Origin of the sequence: Hoeflea sp. AS16, from assembly GCF_038900095.1 — a bacterium.
Lineage (GTDB): Bacteria > Pseudomonadota > Alphaproteobacteria > Rhizobiales > Rhizobiaceae > Hoeflea.
Window position 1 is genome coordinate 56,592 of record NZ_JBBMQQ010000001.1, and the last position, 19,316, is coordinate 75,907.

20 protein-coding genes and 1 riboswitch are annotated in these 19,316 nt (G+C 62.1%); of the genes, 18 read left to right on the plus strand and 2 right to left on the minus strand.

Going from position 1 to position 19,316, the window contains the following annotated elements; translation table 11 throughout:
- Positions 1-296: 296 nt before the first annotated feature.
- Positions 297-521, minus strand: coding sequence for a hypothetical protein (locus WNY80_RS00230; RefSeq protein WP_342885330.1), 225 nt, complete (start codon positions 519-521; stop codon positions 297-299).
- A gap of 138 nt (positions 522-659) precedes the next feature.
- On the opposite strand from WNY80_RS00230, the gene WNY80_RS00235 reads away from it, so the two are divergent.
- The 9 genes from WNY80_RS00235 (at position 660) to WNY80_RS00275 (ending at position 10,519) form a co-directional block, all read left to right on the plus strand.
- Positions 660-2,126: a cobyric acid synthase gene (locus WNY80_RS00235; protein ID WP_342885331.1), complete on the plus strand. Its 1,467-nt coding sequence runs from the start codon at positions 660-662 to the stop codon at positions 2,124-2,126.
- 50 nt (positions 2,127-2,176) lie between these two features.
- Positions 2,177-2,553, plus strand: a riboswitch (cobalamin riboswitch).
- A 49-nt stretch (positions 2,554-2,602) separates the two neighbouring features.
- Positions 2,603-2,782 (plus strand): CbtB-domain containing protein, encoded by a 180-nt coding sequence (locus WNY80_RS00240; RefSeq protein ID WP_342885332.1) that lies wholly within the window; start codon positions 2,603-2,605, stop codon positions 2,780-2,782.
- A 12-nt stretch (positions 2,783-2,794) separates the two neighbouring features.
- Positions 2,795-3,508, plus strand: coding sequence for a CbtA family protein (locus WNY80_RS00245; protein WP_342885333.1), 714 nt, complete (start codon positions 2,795-2,797; stop codon positions 3,506-3,508).
- A complete protein-coding gene (gene cobU / locus WNY80_RS00250) occupies positions 3,505-4,029 on the plus strand; it encodes a bifunctional adenosylcobinamide kinase/adenosylcobinamide-phosphate guanylyltransferase (RefSeq protein WP_342885334.1) in 525 nt (174 codons plus the stop codon). Before WNY80_RS00245 ends, cobU begins: the two co-directional genes overlap by 4 nt.
- 3 nt (positions 4,030-4,032) lie before the next feature.
- Positions 4,033-5,085, plus strand: a complete 1,053-nt coding sequence (gene cobW, locus WNY80_RS00255) for a cobalamin biosynthesis protein CobW (protein WP_342885335.1) — start codon at positions 4,033-4,035, stop codon at positions 5,083-5,085.
- 24 nt (positions 5,086-5,109) lie between these two features.
- Positions 5,110-8,847, plus strand: coding sequence for a cobaltochelatase subunit CobN (cobN, locus tag WNY80_RS00260; protein WP_342885336.1), 3,738 nt, complete (start codon positions 5,110-5,112; stop codon positions 8,845-8,847).
- 87 nt (positions 8,848-8,934) lie between these two features.
- Entirely contained in the window at positions 8,935-9,387 is a 453-nt protein-coding gene (locus tag WNY80_RS00265) for a GNAT family N-acetyltransferase (protein ID WP_342885337.1), read from the plus strand.
- Positions 9,388-9,433: 46 nt separating this feature from the next.
- The gene (gene cobO, locus WNY80_RS00270) at positions 9,434-10,072 is read left to right on the plus strand and encodes a cob(I)yrinic acid a,c-diamide adenosyltransferase (RefSeq protein ID WP_342885338.1); all 639 of its coding nucleotides are present in this window, start codon (positions 9,434-9,436) and stop codon (positions 10,070-10,072) included.
- Positions 10,073-10,087: 15 nt separating this feature from the next.
- Positions 10,088-10,519: an EamA family transporter gene (locus WNY80_RS00275; RefSeq protein ID WP_342885339.1), complete on the plus strand. Its 432-nt coding sequence runs from the start codon at positions 10,088-10,090 to the stop codon at positions 10,517-10,519.
- A gap of 5 nt (positions 10,520-10,524) precedes the next feature.
- Here WNY80_RS00275 and WNY80_RS00280 read toward each other — a convergent pair whose 3' ends face one another.
- On the minus strand, positions 10,525-11,310 hold the full coding sequence (locus WNY80_RS00280) for a TSUP family transporter (RefSeq protein WP_342885340.1): 786 nt from the start codon (positions 11,308-11,310) through the stop codon (positions 10,525-10,527).
- Positions 11,311-11,437: 127 nt separating this feature from the next.
- Between WNY80_RS00280 and WNY80_RS00285 the strand changes: the two genes are divergently transcribed.
- The 9 genes from WNY80_RS00285 to cobM all read left to right on the plus strand — a co-directional run bounded on the left by WNY80_RS00285 (position 11,438) and on the right by cobM (position 19,268).
- Positions 11,438-11,881 (plus strand): TerB family tellurite resistance protein, encoded by a 444-nt coding sequence (locus WNY80_RS00285; RefSeq protein WP_342885341.1) that lies wholly within the window; start codon positions 11,438-11,440, stop codon positions 11,879-11,881.
- A 3-nt stretch (positions 11,882-11,884) separates the two neighbouring features.
- Positions 11,885-12,307, plus strand: coding sequence for a TerB family tellurite resistance protein (locus WNY80_RS00290; RefSeq protein WP_342885342.1), 423 nt, complete (start codon positions 11,885-11,887; stop codon positions 12,305-12,307).
- Positions 12,308-12,574: 267 nt separating this feature from the next.
- Complete coding sequence (locus WNY80_RS00295) at positions 12,575-12,814, plus strand: DUF6732 family protein (RefSeq protein WP_342885343.1); 240 nt, start codon at positions 12,575-12,577, stop codon at positions 12,812-12,814.
- A gap of 3 nt (positions 12,815-12,817) precedes the next feature.
- Positions 12,818-14,038: a sirohydrochlorin chelatase gene (locus tag WNY80_RS00300; protein WP_342885344.1), complete on the plus strand. Its 1,221-nt coding sequence runs from the start codon at positions 12,818-12,820 to the stop codon at positions 14,036-14,038.
- 3 nt (positions 14,039-14,041) lie between these two features.
- Entirely contained in the window at positions 14,042-14,683 is a 642-nt protein-coding gene (locus WNY80_RS00305) for a precorrin-8X methylmutase (RefSeq protein ID WP_342885345.1), read from the plus strand.
- Positions 14,676-15,917, plus strand: a complete 1,242-nt coding sequence (gene cbiE / locus WNY80_RS00310; RefSeq protein ID WP_342885346.1) for a precorrin-6y C5,15-methyltransferase (decarboxylating) subunit CbiE — start codon at positions 14,676-14,678, stop codon at positions 15,915-15,917. Before WNY80_RS00305 ends, cbiE begins: the two co-directional genes overlap by 8 nt.
- Positions 15,914-16,642, plus strand: a complete 729-nt coding sequence (gene cobI, locus WNY80_RS00315) for a precorrin-2 C(20)-methyltransferase (protein ID WP_342885347.1) — start codon at positions 15,914-15,916, stop codon at positions 16,640-16,642. Before cbiE ends, cobI begins: the two co-directional genes overlap by 4 nt.
- A complete protein-coding gene (gene cobJ, locus WNY80_RS00320; RefSeq protein ID WP_342885348.1) occupies positions 16,639-18,489 on the plus strand; it encodes a precorrin-3B C(17)-methyltransferase in 1,851 nt (616 codons plus the stop codon). Before cobI ends, cobJ begins: the two co-directional genes overlap by 4 nt.
- Positions 18,486-19,268, plus strand: a complete 783-nt coding sequence (gene cobM, locus WNY80_RS00325; RefSeq protein WP_342885349.1) for a precorrin-4 C(11)-methyltransferase — start codon at positions 18,486-18,488, stop codon at positions 19,266-19,268. Before cobJ ends, cobM begins: the two co-directional genes overlap by 4 nt.
- The last annotated feature ends 48 nt before the right edge of the window (positions 19,269-19,316 follow it).

Below are 19,316 nucleotides of genomic sequence, written 5' to 3' on the forward strand. Positions count from 1 at the left end.
CATGAATGCTTAGGGTTTCAATAACTCTCCGGTAACGATGTCCGGGTTACACCTGTTTGCACGGCGGGGGACAACCGCCGACCATCCCGGATCAGGTATTGCGTACCGGGATGTCGCGAACCTCGCGCGTTTTTGTGAGGTCGTCAGTGTATTTTGGCAGGCCGTCGGGATCGAAAGATCCAGGCGGCCTTCGCATTTGTGGACCAGCCGGACAAAAAAAGACCGGATGATCGCTCATCCGGCCTTCTTGGAATTCATTGCTCCCGGAGCTTCCGGGTGGGCGCTTTTGACGCGATTCAGCCCGCGGAAAGCGTGCGGATGAAGCTGTTAAGCACGCTGGAGCGGGGCTTCTGGTTTGCCTTCTGGGCCGGAAGCACGTTGTTCCATGCGATCTGAACGCGATTGGCAGAATTGAATACATACAGCATGGCGATGTCCTTCCGTTTTGTGTTGACGACGATTTTCAAATGGCAAGCACCATCTAACGCTGCTCTATGCTCATCGGGTGGGTTGAGCTGCATTGAATCCGTCGCGGGATGTCGCAATTCAGATGTCGCAAAAAGAATTTGCCGTTCTTTTGAAATCACGGTGAAGCAATGGTTAACGTGGCGGCTTGAAAAGGCCTTTTGATCTGCCGTTGGCGGTGCTATCGACGGCCGATGACACGGGCATTGATGTTTCAGGGAACGGGTTCGGATGTCGGCAAGACCGTGCTGGTTGCGGGCTTTTGCCGGCTGGCGGCAAATCATGGCCTGAAGGTTCGCCCGTTCAAGCCGCAAAACATGTCCAACAATGCCGCTGTCGCCGATGACGGCGGCGAGATCGGGCGGGCACAATGGCTGCAGGCGCTGGCCTGCCGGGTGTCGGCAAGCGTGCACATGAACCCGGTGCTGCTCAAGCCACAGTCCGAAACCGGATCCCAGGTCGTGGTTCAGGGAAAAGTTACCGGTCATGCGCGCGGCCGCGACTACCAGAAACTCAAGCCGCAACTGATGGCGGCGGTGATGGACAGTTTTGCCCGTGTCGCGGATGGCGCTGACCTGGTGCTGGTCGAAGGGGCGGGATCTCCGGCGGAAATCAACCTGAGATCAGGCGATATTGCCAATATGGGATTTGCGACAGCGACCGGGGTGCCGGTGGTGCTGGTCGGCGACATCGACCGCGGCGGGGTCATCGCCTCGATCGTCGGCACGCATACCATCCTGCCCGTCGCGGACCGCGCAATGATCGCGGGCTACCTGATCAACAAGTTTCGCGGCGATGTCAGCCTGTTTGATGACGGCATCTCGGCGATTGACGGTTTTACCGGATGGCCGTGCCTCGGTGTCATTCCGTGGCTCAAGGCCGCGGCGCGATTGCCGGCGGAAGATTCCGTGGCTTTGGAGCGTCTGGTGCAGGGGCCGGCGCGGGCGCTCAAGATCGCGGTTCCGGTGTTGTCGCGGATCGCCAATTTCGATGATTTCGATCCGTTCAAGGCCGAGCCGGATGTGGATCTCGTGTTCGTGCGCCCCGGCGAGCGGTTGCCCGAGGATGCAGGCCTTGTGATCCTGCCGGGCTCGAAATCGACGATTTCCGATCTCGCCGATTTCCGGCGGCAGGGCTGGGACAGGGATATGCAGGCGCATTACCGGCGCGGCGGCAGGATTATCGGAATTTGCGGTGGCTACCAGATGCTGGGGCGGATAGTCAGCGATCCGCTGGGGCTCGAAGGGGAAGGCGAGGCAGCCGAGGGGCTCGGGCTGCTCGACATCGAAACAGAGATGGCGCCGGAAAAAACTGTCCGCAACATCAAGGCGCGTTCGGCGGAGCATGACGTGGCGTTGTCGGGGTACGAAATTCATCTCGGTGTCAGCCGCGGGCCGGACAGCGCCCGACCGATGACGCTTCTCGACGGGCGGCCTGATGGCGCGATTTCGCCCGACGGCAAGGTGTCGGGAACCTACCTGCACGGTCTGTTCGATTCGGACGCCTACCGTGCGAAGTTGCTGGCGGAGTTTGGCATTCGTGGCGGGGAGACCAATTTCCGCGCCGATGTTGACGCAGCCCTCGATGAAGTCGCTGCCGAGCTTGACCGTCTGGTGGGGTTCGACAGGCTGATGAGCACATCGGCACTGATTGGTCGTTGACAGGCCGTGCGATGGCGCAGTCTCGATTGACAGTCTGCGGCGTCAGCCCTATCACTTGAGGTTCGAATGGTTCCAGAAACCCAAGTTGGTTTTCCGGATCAAAAGGGAATGCGACGGGATGGACCCAACCAGGGCATCTTTATCGCAGCCGACCCCGCGACTGTAGAGCGGCTAGGCGAATGTCACCGGGCACGGGAGGCCAGAGTGACGGAAAGACAATGGTGTTTTTCCGTTATCCTGAAGCTCCGGGCCGGACAAGCCACTGACGTGGCGGCATGATCAATCGGCGCGGACGCCTCTTTGTCTACGAATCGTCCCGTTTTCATGACCGCGATCAGCGTTGGGAAGGCCGGCATTTGCTGATGATCGACGGCAACGTCGACGTGACCCGCGAGCCAGGAGACCTGCCATTCGCACCGGTTGAGAGCCGGACCTTCGGAAGAAACTTTCTTCCGAAGTCACTCACGGAGGTTGTCATGTCTGCCAAAACCCAAACGCTTTCCCTCACCGATCGCATCGGCGCACGCACTGTTGCCGGCCTGATGGCACTGGTCATCGGCTCGATCCTGGTGTTCGGAGTTGGTCTTGCCAATTCGCAGACGCTGCACGACGCAGCGCACGACACAAGGCATTCCTACGGCTTTCCCTGCCACTAAGGGATTGATCTCATGATTGTCAGGTTGCTCCTGGCGGCTCTCGCCGCCGGGCTCATTGCCGGTATGGTGATGACGCCCGCCCAATACGTCAAAACCATTCCGCTGATCATGCAGGCCGAGGCCTATGAAAATGGCGAGGTTGCTCACGATCATGGCGATGCCGGTGCGGAGGCCGAGCCCGGGCATCAGCATGCCGAGGAAGACTCCATGCTCGGCTTCGGCCGGTTCTGGGACACGGTTCTTGCCAATCTGGTTGCAGGAGCAGGTTTCGCGCTGATGCTTGCCGCCGTGGCGCTGCTGATGGGTGTGGAATTTCCCGCAGGACGCGAGGCGATCACCCGCGGCCTGCTTTTCGGGGCCGCGGCGTGGTTTTGCGTCCAGCTTGCGCCGTCGATGAGCTTGCCGCCTGCGGTTCCGGGGTTCCCCTATGCCGATCTTGGCGACAGGCAGAGCTGGTGGATGATCACCGTGGCGATGTCGGCTGCCGGGATCTGGTGCCTCGCGATGCGGCCGGAATGGCTGGTCAAGGCCGTCGGTGTCGCCATCATCATCGCCCCGCATGTGTGGGGCTCGCCGGTGCCTGAAGATCTTTCGAGCGAAGTGCCTGCCTATATCGCGTCGGCCTATGCCGCCGCATCGCTGGCGACCACGCTGTTCTTCTGGCTGCTGCTTGGCGGATTGCTTGGTTTTTTCCTGTCGCGTGTTCCAGAGGAGCAAACGGCGTGACGCCAGGCCTGCCACCGGTGACGCTGGTGCTGGGCGGCGCGCGCTCGGGCAAGTCCGCCTTCGCCGAAGGGCTTGTCGAACGTGCCTCGGACACAAGGCTCTATCTGGCGACCGGCCAGGCCTGGGACGAGGAGATGCGGGACCGGATTGCTTCGCATCAGCACCGGCGCGGGCAGGGATGGGAAACCATCGAGGCCCCGGTGGACCTGGTCCCGGCGCTCAAAACCCATGCCCGGACCGACCGTCCGATGCTGGTTGATTGCCTGACACTGTGGGTGACCAATCTGATGCTCGGCGAGCACGACCTCGGCACCGCTTTTGATGAAATTGCCGCCGCGATTCCGGGCCTGAAGGGGCCGGTGGTCTTTGTTTCCAATGAAGTCGGTCTCGGCATCGTGCCTGACAACGCCATGGCACGGGCGTTCCGTGATCATGCCGGCCGGCTTCACCAGTTAATTGCGGGCCTTGCCGACGAAGTTCATTTCGTCGCCGCCGGCCTGCCACTCAAGATGAAGGGGTAACCCATGATTGCTTCCAAGATTCCCGCCACCGTCATCACCGGCTTTCTCGGCGCGGGCAAAACCACGCTGATCCGGCACATGCTGTCCAACGCCAAGGGCAAGCGGATTGCGCTGATCATCAACGAATTCGGCGATCTTGGCGTCGACGGCGACGTCCTCAAGGGCTGCGGTGACGAGGTGTGCAGCGAGGATGACATCGTCGAGCTCAACAATGGCTGCATCTGCTGCACCGTGGCCGATGATTTCATCCCGACCATGGAAAAGCTGCTGGCGCGTACCGACCGGCCGGACCATATCGTCATTGAAACCTCTGGTCTGGCCTTGCCGCAGCCGCTGGTCGCCGCCTTCAACTGGCCCGGCATCAAGACGCAAGTCACCGTCGATGGCGTGGTCACCGTGGTCGACAGCGCCGCTGTTGCCGCCGGGCGCTTTGCGCATGACCATGACAAGCTCGACGCACAGCGGCTGGCTGACGAAGGGCTTGATCATGAAAGCCCGCTCGAGGAGTTGTTCGAGGATCAGCTGACTGCCGCCGACCTGATCATTCTCAACAAGACAGACCTGATCAGCGCATCGGATCTGGAAGGCGTTCGCGCCGGGATCGCCGGGCATCTCACCCGCAAGCCGATTTTCGTCGAGGCGCGGCAGGGCGAGGTGGCGCCGGAAGTGCTGTTGGGGCTGGGTGTCGGCAGCGAGGACGACATTGCCAACCGCAAGTCGCATCATGAAATGCATCATGCCGATGGCCATGAGCATGATCACGACGAGTTCGAAAGCATCGTGGTTTCGCTTGGTCCGGTGAGCGATGTTGCGGGCTTCACCGAAGGTCTCAAGTCATTGATCGTCAGCCACGACATCCTGCGTCTGAAGGGATTTGCCGATATGGCCGGCAAGCCGATGCGCATGGTTGTTCAGGCGGTCGGCAGCCGCATCGAAACGCATTTCGACCGTCCATGGGGCAGCGGCGAGGCACGGGAAACCCGACTTGTGGTGATCGGTCTGCATGATCTGGACGAGGCGGCAATCCGCGCAAGCCTTTCCGCGCTGGCTGGTTGATCCGATCGAGGAGACGGTGTCGCGATGCATTTGCTGGTCGCACAAAAAGGGACGTTGAGCGATGGCGATGAAGCCGTCGATCTGGGCCAAAGCCCGGGCGATATCCTGTTTCTCAGTGCCGCCGATACTGAGCTTGCCAGCATAGCAGCCGCGCGGCAGACGACAGGCCGGCTGACCTGGCGGCTGGCGAGTCTCAGCGACCTCAAGCATCCGATGTCGGTCGACACATTCGTGGCGAAGATGGCGCCGAAGGCGAAACTGGTGATCGTCCGCGCGCTCGGCGGGGCCAGCTATTTTGCCTATGCGCTGGAAAGCCTGCACGCAGCCTCGTTTGCCAATGGCTTCCAGATTGCAGCGTTGCCGGGCGATGACCGGCCTGATCCGGGGCTGGAGCCGCTATCGACGCTGGATCCGGCATCCCGCGACCAGCTTTGGACTTACCTGATAGAAGGTGGTGCGGAGAATGCCCGCGGGCTTATCCAGTATGCCGAAGCGCTGATTGAAGGCGGCGAGTTGCCTGCACCGGCTGCACCGCTGCTCAAGGCCGGGCTGTGGCACCCGCATGTGAGCAATCCCGCACTTGCCGATGTGAGCAAGGACTGGATTGAGGGCGCACCGGTGGTGGCGGTGTGTTTTTACCGGGCGCTGGTGCAGAGCGGCCAGACCGCGCCGGTTGCAGCCTTGTGCGACGGATTGAAAGCCGAGGGTGTCAATGCGTTGCCGGTGTTCGTCTCCAGTCTCAAAGACCCGGTTTCGGTGGGCACATTGCAGGCGATTTTCGCCGATGCTGCGCCTGACGTGGTGATCAATGCCACCGGCTTTGCAGTCTCCTCGCCGGGCGCACAGACCAAAGGAACGGTGCTTGAGTCAACCGGTGCGCCGGTGTTGCAGGCGGTGTTTGCAGGCGGTGGCCGCGAGGCCTGGGCCGCGTCACAGCAGGGTCTGACCTCGCGTGATCTGGCGATGCATGTGGCACTGCCGGAAGTGGATGGCCGGGTGCTCGCCCGCGCGGTGTCGTTCAAATCGGCGGCGCGGTTTGACGAGACGGTTGAGGCCAATATCGTCACCCATGCGCCGGAGCCGGACCGGGTGCAGTTTGTTGCAGAGTTGGCATCACGCTGGGCGCGGTTGCGGCGGACGCCAGCGCCGGAGCGCCGGGTGGCGATCGTGCTGGCCAATTATCCCAACCGGGATGGGCGCCTGGCCAACGGGGTGGGGCTTGATACGCCCGCAGGCACCGTCGAAGTGTTGAAGGCGATGGCTGGGGCGGGATACCAGACTGGCGAACTTCCCGCTGATGGCGATGCGCTGATTTCAGCGCTGAAGGCCGGGCCGACCAATGCGATCCGCGACGATCGCAGCGGCGGGGTGCCGCTATCGCTTCAGGACTACCAGGCGTTTTTCGAAGCGCTCGATCCGGCAATCCAGGCGGCAGTGAACGAGCGCTGGGGTGGACCTGAAGCCGATCCGTTCTATCGCGACGGGGCTTTCCATCTGGGTCTTTTGCGTTTCGGCAATGTCGCCGTCGGCATTCAGCCCGCGCGCGGTTACAATATCGATCCGAAAGCCAGCTATCATGCACCGGACCTGGTGCCGCCGCATGGCTATTTCGCCTTCTATGCCTGGCTGCGCACCGAGTTTGATGTTCATGCGGTCGTGCACATGGGCAAGCATGGCAATCTGGAATGGCTGCCGGGCAAGGCGCTGGCCTTGTCGCGGGCGTGTTATCCCGAAGCGGTGCTCGGTGCGATGCCGCATGTCTATCCGTTCATCGTCAACGATCCGGGTGAGGGGACACAGGCCAAGCGCCGCACATCGGCCGTGATCATCGACCATCTGACGCCGCCGCTGACCCGGGCCGAAAGCTACGGCCCGCTCAAGGACCTCGAAGCGCTCGTTGATGAATATTACGAAGCCTCGGGGCATGACCCGCGGCGGCTGAAACTGCTCAAGGGCCAGATCCTCGACCTGGTGCGCGACATCGGGCTGGATGCCGATGCCGGGATTGTGCCGGGCGATGATGATGATCTGGCGCTGGAAAAGCTCGATGCCTGGCTGTGTGATCTCAAGGAAATGCAGATCCGCGACGGGCTTCATATCTTTGGACTTTCGCCCGAGGGCGGATTGCTGACGGACCTCACGGTGGCGCTGGCGCGGATCAAGCGCGGTGTGACGCCCGGCGAAGACAGCCTGCACCGGGCTATGGCGCGGGACATGGGGTTTTCTGGTTTCGATCCACTCGATTGCGCCATGGGTGAACCGTGGACGGGGCCCAAGCCTGACGTTTTGCAGTCGGTTTCGGAGGATCTTTGGCGCACCAATGGCGACACGGTCGAGCGGATCGAACTGCTGGCGATCGAACTGGTGTCCGGGCGTACCCCGGTGCCGGGTGACTGGGCTGACACGAGTGCGGTGATGGAGAATATCCGGACCATGATCCGGCCTTCGGTCGAGGCCTGCGGCGAGGCCGAGATCAACGGTCTCATGACCGCGCTCGATGGACGTTTCGTGGCTCCCGGACCTTCGGGCGCACCGACGCGGGGACGCCCGGATGTGTTGCCGACCGGGCGGAATTTCTACTCGGTTGACAGCCGCGCGGTGCCGACGCCGGCGGCATGGGAGCTGGGGCAGAAATCGGCGGAACTTCTGGTCATGCGGCACGTGCAGGACCACGGCGAATGGCCGACCTCGATGGCGCTGACGGCATGGGGCACCTCGAACATGCGCACCGGCGGCGATGACATCGCCCAGGCGCTGGCGCTGATCGGGGCGAAGCCGGTCTGGGATCCGGCCTCCCGACGGGTGACCGGCTACGAGATCATTCCGATGGCGATGATGAAGCGGCCACGTGTCGACGTGACCTTGCGGATTTCCGGTTTCTTCCGTGACGCGTTTCCGGACCAGATCGCGCTGTTTGACCGGGCGGTGCGGGCGATTGCGGCACTGGAAGAGGACGAGGCTGACAATCCGCTGGCGGCACGGGCGCGGCAGGAGAGTGGGTTGCTGATCGAGGCGGGCGCGACTGAGGCCGAGGCTTTGCGGCAGTCTTCGTTCCGGGTCTTCGGATCCAAGCCCGGAGCCTATGGCGCCGGCCTGCAGGCGCTGATGGATGAGGGTGGCTGGGCTGACCGCGGAGACCTGGCCGAGGCCTTCGTCGTCTGGGGTGGCTATGCCTATGGTGCGGGCGAAGAAGGGCAGGCGGCGCATGAACTGTTCGAGCAGCGGCTGTCGACCGTCGAGGCGGTGGTGCAGAACCAGGACAACCGCGAGCATGATCTGCTCGATTCCGATGATTACTACCAGTTCGAAGGCGGCATGACCGCGGCTGTGGAAGCGGCGCGCGGCACGCGGCCGGCGATCTACCACAATGATCATTCGCGGCCCGAGCGTCCGGTGATCCGCTCGCTGGAAGAGGAGATCGCACGTGTGGTGCGCGGACGGGCGGTCAATCCGAAATGGATCGAGGGCGTCAAGCGGCACGGCTACAAGGGCGCCTTCGAGATGGCGGCGACGGTGGATTACCTGTTCGCCTTCGCCGCAACCACCGGTGCTGTGCGGGACGCGCATTTTGATGCGGTCTACCAGGCCTATCTGATGGATGAGGAGACGCTGGCGTTTCTGCGCGAGAAGAATCCCGATGCCCTCAAGGAGATGGCGGCAAAATTCGAAGAGGCCATCGAGCGTGGCTTGTGGACGCCGAAGAGCAATTCGGCCAAGTTTGCGCTTGCCGAAGTGTCCGGGGGAGACACCGGACATGGTTGAGCGGGAGGCGGAAAGTTCGGATGCCCGCTCCGGCTTCAGGGATTGCCTTGCCGTCACCGACATGATGCCGAACAACGGGGACTGCGCATGACAATCGAAATGACCGTGATCGAAGGTGGTGACGAGGATTTTGCCGACACGGTCGAGTTCATGATCGATTCGGTGGCTGAGGCACTCGGAAAGCCGTTCGATCCGGAGCCGTTTCACCTCAAGGCAACTGACGCTGACGGCGAGCTTGCCGGCGGCCTGGTGGCGCACAAGGTGCAGCAATGGCTGTTTATCAAGCTGCTCGGGATTGCAGAGGGACAGCGGGGCAAGGGCATCGGACGTTCGCTTCTGGCGCGGGCGGAAGATTTTGCCCGCCAGGAAGGGCTTGTCGGTGTATATCTTGATACATTCGAATTCCAGGCGCCGCGGTTTTATAAAGGTCTGGGCTACACCGAATGCGGCCGCCTGCCGGCCATAGCAGGCGCCCCGCAACGGATATGGTTTGCCAAGACATTTGAAGCGGTACCGGCCGACGGTGCCGCAGGATCATGACACGGCCCGGCCGGGCCAATGAGGATCAGCAGGAAGGCGGAATGACATGAGCGAGCGTGGAAAAATCACCGACGGCATGAGCGAGCAGGAGCTCAACGAACGCCATACCGAGAAGATGAAAAAGAAGAAGGCGGCGCGCGACAAGATCATTGCCACCAAGACCATCGAGAAAGGTCTGGTGATCGTCCATACCGGCAAGGGCAAGGGCAAGTCGACGGCCGCGTTCGGCATGATCTTCCGTGCCATCGGCAACGGCATGAAGGTCGGCGTGGTGCAGTTCGTCAAGGGCAAGTGGTCGACCGGCGAACGCAAGGTCCTGGAGGCGTTTCCAGACCAGGTGACGATGGCGACCATGGGCGAGGGCTTTACCTGGGAGACCCAGGATCGCAGCCGCGATATTGCCGCTGCCCGCGAGGCCTGGGACAAGGCGCGTGAAATGATCATGGATCCCGAGATCGACATGGTGCTGTGCGACGAACTCAATATCGTGCTGCGCTACGACTATCTTGATGTGAACGAGGTGATCGAGACGCTGAAGCAAAAACCGGAAATGAAGCACGTGATCATCACCGGCCGCAACGCCAAGGAAGAACTGATCGAATTTGCCGATCTGGTGACCGAGATGGAAATGATCAAGCATCCGTTCCGGTCCGGTGTGAAGGCGCAGGTTGGCGTGGAGTTCTAAACAGGAGCAAGGGTGATGAGCCTGACGGCAAGCTGGCAGTTCTGGGCCCTGGTGGCGGCGGTGTTCGCCGCACTCACCGCGATCTTTGCCAAGATCGGCATCAGCGATATCGACAGTGATCTCGCCACCTTCATCCGCACCTGCGTGATCATGCTGGTGCTCGCCGCCATGCTGACCGCAATGGGCAAGTGGCGGGCGCCGCAAACCATTTCACTCAAAACCTGGGTGTTTCTCGGCCTGTCGGGCCTTGCCACGGGTGCGTCCTGGCTTGCCTATTTCCGGGCTCTGAAAATGGGCGATGCCGCCCGCGTGGCGCCGCTCGACAAGTTGTCGATTGTGCTGGTGGCGATTTTCGGTGTGCTGTTTCTGGGCGAGCATCTCTCGGCGATGAACTGGGTCGGTGTGGCGCTGATCGGCACGGGCGCGATTTTCCTGGCGGTGTTCTAGGTCTTTCAGACCCCGAACCAGACGCGGACCGGGTTTGCCGGGTCGCTGGCCAGTTTGACGGCAAGCGCCACACAGGTGATCACCAGCAAGGGCTTGATGATTTTCGCGCCGTTTTTCATCGCCATGCGGGAGCCGACCTGCGCGCCAAGAAACTGCGCCGCGCCCATCATTAATCCGATCTTCCAGGAAATGACGCCGACAAAGGCGAACACGGCAAAGCCACCGAGGTTGGAGGCAAAGTTCAGCAGTTTGGTGTGGGCTGTGGCCTTGAGCAGGCCGTAGCCGGCAAGCGCAACGAATGCCAGCATGTAGAACGAGCCGGCGCCGGGGCCGAAGATGCCATCGTAAAAGCCGACCAGTGGAACGATCAGCAGCCCGAACAGGAAGGGCGAAAGCCGGCGGGCGCGGTCGATCTCGCCCATATCCGGCTTGAGGGCGAAATAGAGCGCAATCGCGACCAGCAGGAACGGCAGGATGGCGCGGAAAATGTCACCCGGGACGATGGTTGCAAGCATGGCCCCCAGTGCTGCCCCCACGGCAGCCAGAACAGCCGATGGGACCTGGGCCTTGAGGTCGACGTGGCCCTTGCGGGCATAGGCGACCGTTGCGGAACCAGATCCGAACAGCCCCTGCAGCTTGTTGGTGCCAAGCGCCTCGACCGGCGTGAAGCCCGCCAGCAGAAGTGCCGGCAGGACAATCAAGCCGCCGCCGCCGGCAATGGAATCGACAAATCCCGCCATGAAGGCGGCGGCGAGAAGCAGCAAGGTGAGGGTTATCGTCAGGTCTTCCATGGAGCAGCCTGCAGGACGGGGAGCAAGAGCCGAGACCTATGGCACGCGGCGATGCTCTGGACAATCGGCTGTCGCTCGCTAGTTTTTGGCAAGCGGGGAATCATCTCGGCCTGAGGGGGCTTTCGTGATGAAGGGACTTTTTGCTGCCATTGCGCAGATGGTTGAGCGCAAACCGCCTTTGCCCGGTGCGCTAGGCCAGTTGTCGGAGAACCCGGTGGCGATGGCCGAGATCCTGTTGCTGTTCCGGATGGTGCTTGCCGACGGAATCGTTCAGCCCTCGCAGCTCACCGCTTTCGAGCGCATCTGCGAACAGCATTTCGGCATCAGCCCGAGGGATATGCCGGAGCTGCATGGGCTTCTCGATTCGCCGAAGGCCCGTTCCTGCGAGGCTGAAGCCTTCACGCTGCTTGGCCAGCTTGACACGGGCGCGCGAACCACCCTTCTTGAGGCCATGGTGCGGATTGCCGATGCAAACGCGGTCAGGGATGAGCGCGACGACAAGTTGATCCGCAGGATAGCGCACCTGCTCGGGCTGGAGCCCGGGCTGGCCGCAGTTAAGGAACAGGAATAGGCGATGAATGATACGGCAGATAAAAGCCCAAGTCTTGGCGAACGGGTCCGGTCTTTTCTTGACCTGACGTCGTCGCTGAGCAAAGTGGCGCACGACCCCATGCTGACTGCCGAGTTGTTGCTGCTGGTCAGGATGTCGTTTGCAAACAAGGCGGTCGAGCCAGCCGAGGCGGATGCATTCGCCGCCATCTGCACCCGCTTGCTGGGCCTCAACGGTGACGAACTCACCGATGTTCTCAAATACCTCAATGATTTCGGCTACGAGACGACGGACGCGCAGGCGGCTGCCATGCTGGCCGGACTCGACGAAACACGCAAACGCCAGATCCTCGACCACATGGCTATCGTCGCCAAGGCTGACGGCGAGGTTGACGAGCGCGAACGGCGTCTGCTTGAGGCCACCGCCCGGCGGCTGGGGTTTGCCTGAAACAGATTTCCGGGGATCATTGAGCTCTGGCGCAGATCAACCCGCGGTTGGCGCAATCGGAGTTTGACCTGTAAATACCGAACGCCTATGACTCGGCTCATGTGCGACGGCGCCTGATGACAGGCTGCGAGATATTCCGGTGCGGCTGACTTAATCCAAGAGCCAAGTCCGGAGCTGTCCAGTTCGGTAAGACGAGAGGCTGCCCCAGGGGAGCGTCTTTTCATCCGGCGTATCGTGCTGTTGTTGTCACGTTGTCCGGAGGCCCCGATGCGCACGCTTGTTCTTTCCATGATCCTGTCCGTTTCAAGTGCATATTCAGCACTTGCCCATGGTGGCCATGTTGGTGACCTGGCAGGGCACTCCCATTGGGTTGGCTGGGCGGCTGCGGCTGCGGCCGGTGCGATCACGGCCTGGGCGATCAAGCGCGGTAACAAGAGCAAGAGCGTCGACCAGGACACGTCTGACGAAGCCGATGCTGACAAGCAGCCCGAAGCTGCGGAGGCCTGATCGATGAGCAATTCCGGAATTCCGGCCAAGACCGGCATCATGGTGTGTGGCCATGGCAGCCGCAACCAGAATGCCGCGAGGGAATTCGCCACCGTGGCCGAAGGGCTGAAGGCCCGCTATCCGGATGTGCCGGTGGAATATGGCTACCTGGAATTCTGCAACCCGGTGATCTCCGAAGGGCTCGACCGGCTTCGTGCCAAGGGCATTACCAGGGTTCTGGCGGTGCCGGGCATGCTGTTTGCCGCAGGCCACGCGAAGAACGACATTCCTTCCGTGCTCAACACCTACCAGGCTCAGAACCCCGGAATGGTGATCAATTACGGGCGCGAACTGGGCATCGATCTGAAAATGATCAGGGCCGCGGGCGAGCGGATTCAGCAATCGCTCGACAAGGCCAACAAGGAACTCGGCGAAGTGGCGTTGCACGACACGTTGCTGATGGTGGTTGGCCGCGGTTCGTCTGATCCGGATGCCAATTCCAACGCGTCGAAGGTGATGCGGATGCTGTGGGAAGGGTTTGGCTTCGGCTGGGCCGAGACCTGCTATTCGGGCGTCACATTCCCGTTGGTTGGCCCGGGGCTGAGCCATGCGGCCAAGCTTGGCTACAAGCGCATCATCGTGTTTCCCTACTTCTTGTTCACCGGTGTTCTGGTCAAGCGGATCTACTCGCAGACCGACGAAGTGGCGGCGAACCATCCCGATATCCAGTTCGTCAAGGCGTCCTATCTCAACGACCATCCGCTGGTGCTCGACACGTTCCAGGACCGGGTGCAGGAGATCGTCGACGGGCAGGCGCTGATGAACTGCCAGATGTGCAAGTACCGCGAGCAGGTGCTCGGCTTCGAGGCTGAAGTCGGACTGCCGCAAGAAAGCCATCACCACCATGTCGAGGGCATTGGCGGCGGTCTGGAAGATTGTCCCTGCAAGGGCGATTGCGATGCCTCCTGCCGCGAGGAAGAATTCTGCAAGGAACACGGGTTGCCGTGGACGCCGGTGCACAGCCACGCGAGCCCGGCACCGCTGGAGCCGGTGCATGATCATTCCCACGATCATGACCATGCGCACGGGCATGATCACCATCACCATGACGGGCACAGTCACGATCATGGCCACTCCCATGACCACAAGCATGGCGATGACCACGCCCACGATCATCACCATCACCCCTATCCGCATGCCGATCACCCGCATGGGCCACGCTCGATGGACAAGAAGAAGGTCTGAGCCTTGACCACTTCCGCCCCCATCCGTGACCCGGCGGAAATCTACCGGCGATCCTTTGCCATCATTCGCGCGGAAGCTGAGCTTGCGCGTTTTGATGCGGCCTCCCAGGACATCGTGGTTCGGATGATCCATGCCTGCGGCATGGTGGATCTGGCTGGCGATATCGTCGTGTCAGACGGCTTTGCCGCGTCCGCGAGGGCCGCGTTGCAGGCCGGTGCGCCTGTGCTGTGCGATGTGGAGATGGTGCGGCACGGCGTCATCACCCGGCTGATGCCTGCGGGCAACGAGGTGGTTTGCCTGCTCAACGATCCGCAAGTGCGCGGGATCGCGGCGCGTGATGCGACCACGCGCTCAGCGGCGCAGGTTGATCTGTGGGCCGAGCGGATGGGCGGTGCGGTGATTGCCATCGGCAACGCGCCAACAGCGCTGTTCCGGCTGCTCGAACTGATTGATGCGGGGGCGCCAAAGCCTGCGGCCATCATCGGCGTGCCGGTGGGGTTTGTCGGTGCTGTGGAGAGCAAGGATGCGCTGATTGCCGATCCGCGCGGTGTCGAATTTCTCGCGGTCAGAGGCCGTCGTGGCGGCAGTGCGCTTGCCAGTTCAGCCGTCAACGCGATTGCCGGAGGGCTTGAAGGTCATGGCTAGCGAAGTGGGAGCCAAGGCTCCGTGGCTGACCATCATCGGTATCGGCGACAACGGGCTCGACAGCCTGACGCCGCTAGCGCGCACGCTGTTTGATGCGGCTCAGACGATCATCGCACCGGAACGGGTGCTGGCGCGGATCGATTGCGGGACGCGGGAAACCATCCCCTGGACCTTCGGTATCAAGGAAACGATTGCCTTTGTGCTGGCGCGGCGTGGAACGCCGGTGACCATTCTCGCCACCGGTGATCCGATGTTTTACGGTGTTGGCGCCACCCTGATGCGCGACCTCGACAAGGCAGAGATGCGGGTGATCCCGTCGCCGTCGGCGTTTTCGCTTGCTGCCTCGCGGCTTGGATGGGCGCTGCAGGACGTGGCGATGATTTCGCTGCATGGCCGTTCGGTGCATGGTCTGGCCTCGCATGTGCAGCCGGGCAACCGGATCCTTGCACTGACATCGAGCGGGCGTACGGTGGTTGAGGCAGCGCAGATCTTGAGCGCGCGCGGCTTTGGCCGGTCCGAGATGCATGTGCTTGAACATATCGGCGGGCCGGACGAGCGCATCAAGATATTGCGTGCCGACCGGATTGCTGCCGACAAGCCGGACTTCGCTGATTTCAACACGCTGGCAATTGCCTGCGAGGCACAGCCTGGAGCAGTTCTGCTGCCGTCCGTTCCTGGACTTCCGGACGAGGCTTTCGAGCATGACGGGCAGCTGACCAAACGCGAGGTCAGGGCGGTGACGCTGGCCCGGCTTGGCCCGGTTCCGGGCGGGCTGATGTGGGATGTCGGCGCGGGCTGTGGCTCGATCGGGATCGAATGGATTCGTTCGGCGCGCGGAGCCAAGGCCATCGCCATTGAAGCCAGTGAAGCGCGCCGGACCATGATGGCGCACAACGCGCTAACACTGGGCGCGCCGGGGCTGGATATCATTGCCGGCACCGCGCCGGATGCGCTTGCTGATCTTGCGATGCCGGATGCTGTTTTCATCGGCGGCGGCATCTCGCATGACGGTGTGTTTGAAGTAGCATGGGACGCACTCAAGCCGTCCGGGCGGATGGTTGCCAATGCGGTGACGGTGGAGGGCGAGGCGCGTTTGTTTGCGCTGCAGGCGGTGCATGGCGGTGAGCTGATCCGCATGCAGGTGAGCCGCGCCGAACCGGTTGGCCGCTATCTTGGATGGAAGCCGATGATGCCGGTGACGCTCTGGTCGGTGACAAAGGGACTGGACGCATGAGCGGCAAACTGTATGGCCTCGGGCTTGGTCCGGGTGATCCGGACCTGATCACGTTGAAGGCACACAAGATCCTGCAGGGCGTTCCGGTGATCGCCTGGCCGGCGCCGGATACGGGGCCGAGTTTTGCCCGCTCGATTGCCGCGCCGCACTTGCCCGGCGGGCAGGTGGAGATCCCGATCGTGATGCCGATGCGGACCGAACGGTTTCCTGCACGCGAAGTTTACGACAAGGCATCCGCCGAAATTTCAGCGCATCTCGATGCGGGCCGTGACGTTGCGGTGCTGTGCGAGGGCGATCCGTTTTTCTATGGCTCGTTCATGTATCTCTATGAGCGGCTGGCTTCGGATTACGACACCGAAGTGGTTCCGGGCGTGTCCTCGATGATGGCTGCGGCGAGTGCCGCGGGGCGTCCGCTGGCTGCGCGCAACGATGTGCTCAGCGTTGTGCCGGGTCCACTTAGCGATGAAGAGCTCACAAATAGAATCAACGCCGCAGATGCATTAGCGGTCATTAAGATAGGTAGACATTTCAATCGCTTGAGAGCGCTGATTGAAAAGTTGAATCTGCTGCCTCATGCAATCTATGCAGAACGCGTTTCGCTTGATTCCGAACGGCTGATGCCGCTTGCCGAAGTCCCCGAGGACACGGCTCCGTATTTTTCGATGATCCTGATTTACAAGGGCGGCGAGGACTGGGTCCACGCCTTGCCCGGGGGCAAAACATGACTGCATCTCCCGCCATCATCATTCTTTCCGATGCAGCCTTACCGATGGCGCAGCGCATTGCCGCGGCTACCGGTGGCGAGGTGCATGGACTGGCGCGACGTATCACCCAAACAGTTGACGTAACCTTTACAGAGGTGGGCAGTCATCTGGAAAACCTGTTCCGGGATGGACGGCCGATCATCGCGGTGATGGCTGCCGGCGCGGTGATCCGCCTGCTGGCTCCACACCTCACGGACAAGACGACTGAGCCTGCGGTAATTGCGGTTGCGGAAGACGGCTCGGCTGTGGTGCCGCTTCTGGGCGGGCATCACGGAGCCAATGACCTGGCGCGCAAGATTGCGGATCTGGTTGAGGGCGTTGCCGCCATCACCACGGCAGGCGATGTGAAATTCGGCATCGCGCTGGATGCACCGCCGGAAGGCTGGGTGCTCGCCAATCCTGAAAACGCCAAGCAGGTGATGGCTGACCTGGTGGCTGGCCGTTCCGTTCGGCTTGAAGGTGAAGCCCGATGGCTGACGGAGAGTGGTCTGGATTTCTCAGCGGATGGCGAGGTTGTTGTGGCTGTCTCTGACAAGGCCGTCACGCCGCCTGCAAACGGGTTGCTGTATCTTCCCAAGACGCTCGTGATTGGCATCGGCTGCGAACGTGGTGCAAGTGGTGAGGAAGCGCTTTCGCTGGCGCTGGAAAGCCTCACCGAAGCTGGTCTCGCACCTGCGTCAGTCGGGCAGGTCGCGTCGATTGACGTGAAGGCCGATGAGGCAGCGGTGCACCATGTGGCGAGCCATTTCGGTTGCCCGGCGCGGTTCTTCGATGCGGCAACGCTGGAAGCTGAAACGCCGCGGCTGAAACATCCGTCTGATATCGTCTTTACCGAAGTCGGGTGCCATGGCGTGTCCGAAGGCGCTGCATTGGCTGCTGTTGGGCCGTCGGGTGAGCTGATCGCGGAGAAGCGTAAGAGCAAGCGCGCCACCTGTGCCATCGGCCGGGCGACGGGGCCTTTCACGCAAGCCAACCTGCCGGGCAGGGCGCGGGGCAAGCTGATGGTGGTTGGCATCGGGCCGGGGTCTGATGGCTGGCGCTCGCCGGAGGTTTCGCAGATGGTGGCGGCATCGACCGATCTGGTCGGCTATTCACTTTATCTCGATCTGCTCGGGCCGCTGACCAAGGGCAAGACGCGGCACGACTTCGACCTTGGCAAGGAAGAGGCGCGGGTGCGCCACGCCATGGAACTGGCAGGCGAAGGCAAGTCGGTGGCGCTGGTCTGTTCCGGCGACGCCGGGATCTATGCGATGGCGACGCTGGTGTTCGAACTGCTCGACAAGTCGGACGGGCCGGAGGGATTGACCGCAGAAGCTCGGCGGATAGAGATTGCGGTGTCACCGGGTATCTCGGCGCTGCAGGCAGCCGCCGCGCGCGCCGGTGCGCCGCTGGGGCATGATTTCTGCACCATCTCGCTGTCGGACCTGCTGACGCCCTGGGAGGACATCAAGCGCCGGGTGACGGCTGCGGGCGAGGGCGACTTCGTCATCGCGTTCTACAATCCGGTGTCGAAGAAGCGCCGGACGCAACTGGCCTGGGCGCGCGACAAGCTGCTCGAGCATCGCCCGGCGTCCACGCCAGTAATCCTTGCCACCAATCTGGGCCGCGAGGGCGAGCTGATCCGCATCGTGCCGCTGGGCTCGCTCAATGTCGATGATGTCGACATGCTGACGGTGGTGGTGGTCGGCTCGTCCAATTCCACAACCGTGGCCACCGGTGACGGCAAGGCTTGGGTCTATACTCCGCGCGGTTACGCGCGCAAGGAAGGCACAGCCATGACATCCAATGTTTCAGGAGACGCGGCATGACCGTCTATTTCATCGGCGCCGGTCCCGGCGCACCCGACCTCATCACCGTGCGCGGTCTCAAGCTGATCGAACGCTGCCCGGTGTGCCTCTATGCGGGCTCGCTGGTGCCGGAAGAAATTGTCCACGCCGCGCCGAAGGATGCGCTGGTCAAGGACACCGCGCCGATGCATCTCGACGAGATCATTGCCGACATGAAAACCGCCCATGAGGCAGGGCAGGATGTGGCGCGGGTGCATTCGGGCGATCCGGCGATCTATGGCGCGGTGGCCGAGCAGATGCGGCGGCTCGATGCGCTGGGGATCGATTACGAAGTGGTGCCTGGCGTGCCGGCATTCGCCGGGGTTGCCGCACGGCTCGCCACCGAGCTGACGCTGCCCGAGATCGCCCAGACGGTGATCATCACCCGCACCGGCATGAAGGCGTCGTCGATGCCTGAATTCGAGCAGCTGGAGATCCTCGGCCAGTCACGGGCGACGCTGGCGATCCATCTGTCTATCCGCAATCTCGATTATGTGCGCCGGTCGCTGGAACCGTTCTACGGCGCCGACTGTCCGGTGGTGATTGCCTACCGCGCCACCTGGCCGGACGAGCTGTTCATCCGCACCACGCTTGAAGGCATGAAGGAAGAGGTGCGCAAGCACAAGATCACCCGCACGGCGCTGATCATGGTCGGCAAGGTGTTCGGCGACGTCAACTTCCGCGACAGCGATCTCTACAATGCCGAGTACTCGCATGTGCTTCGGAATGTCGGGAAAAAGAAAAAGGCGAAGGTGGCGTAGCACTTACCATTCGGCGGAATCTCAACTGCTGCTTGGGCCACAATTTAA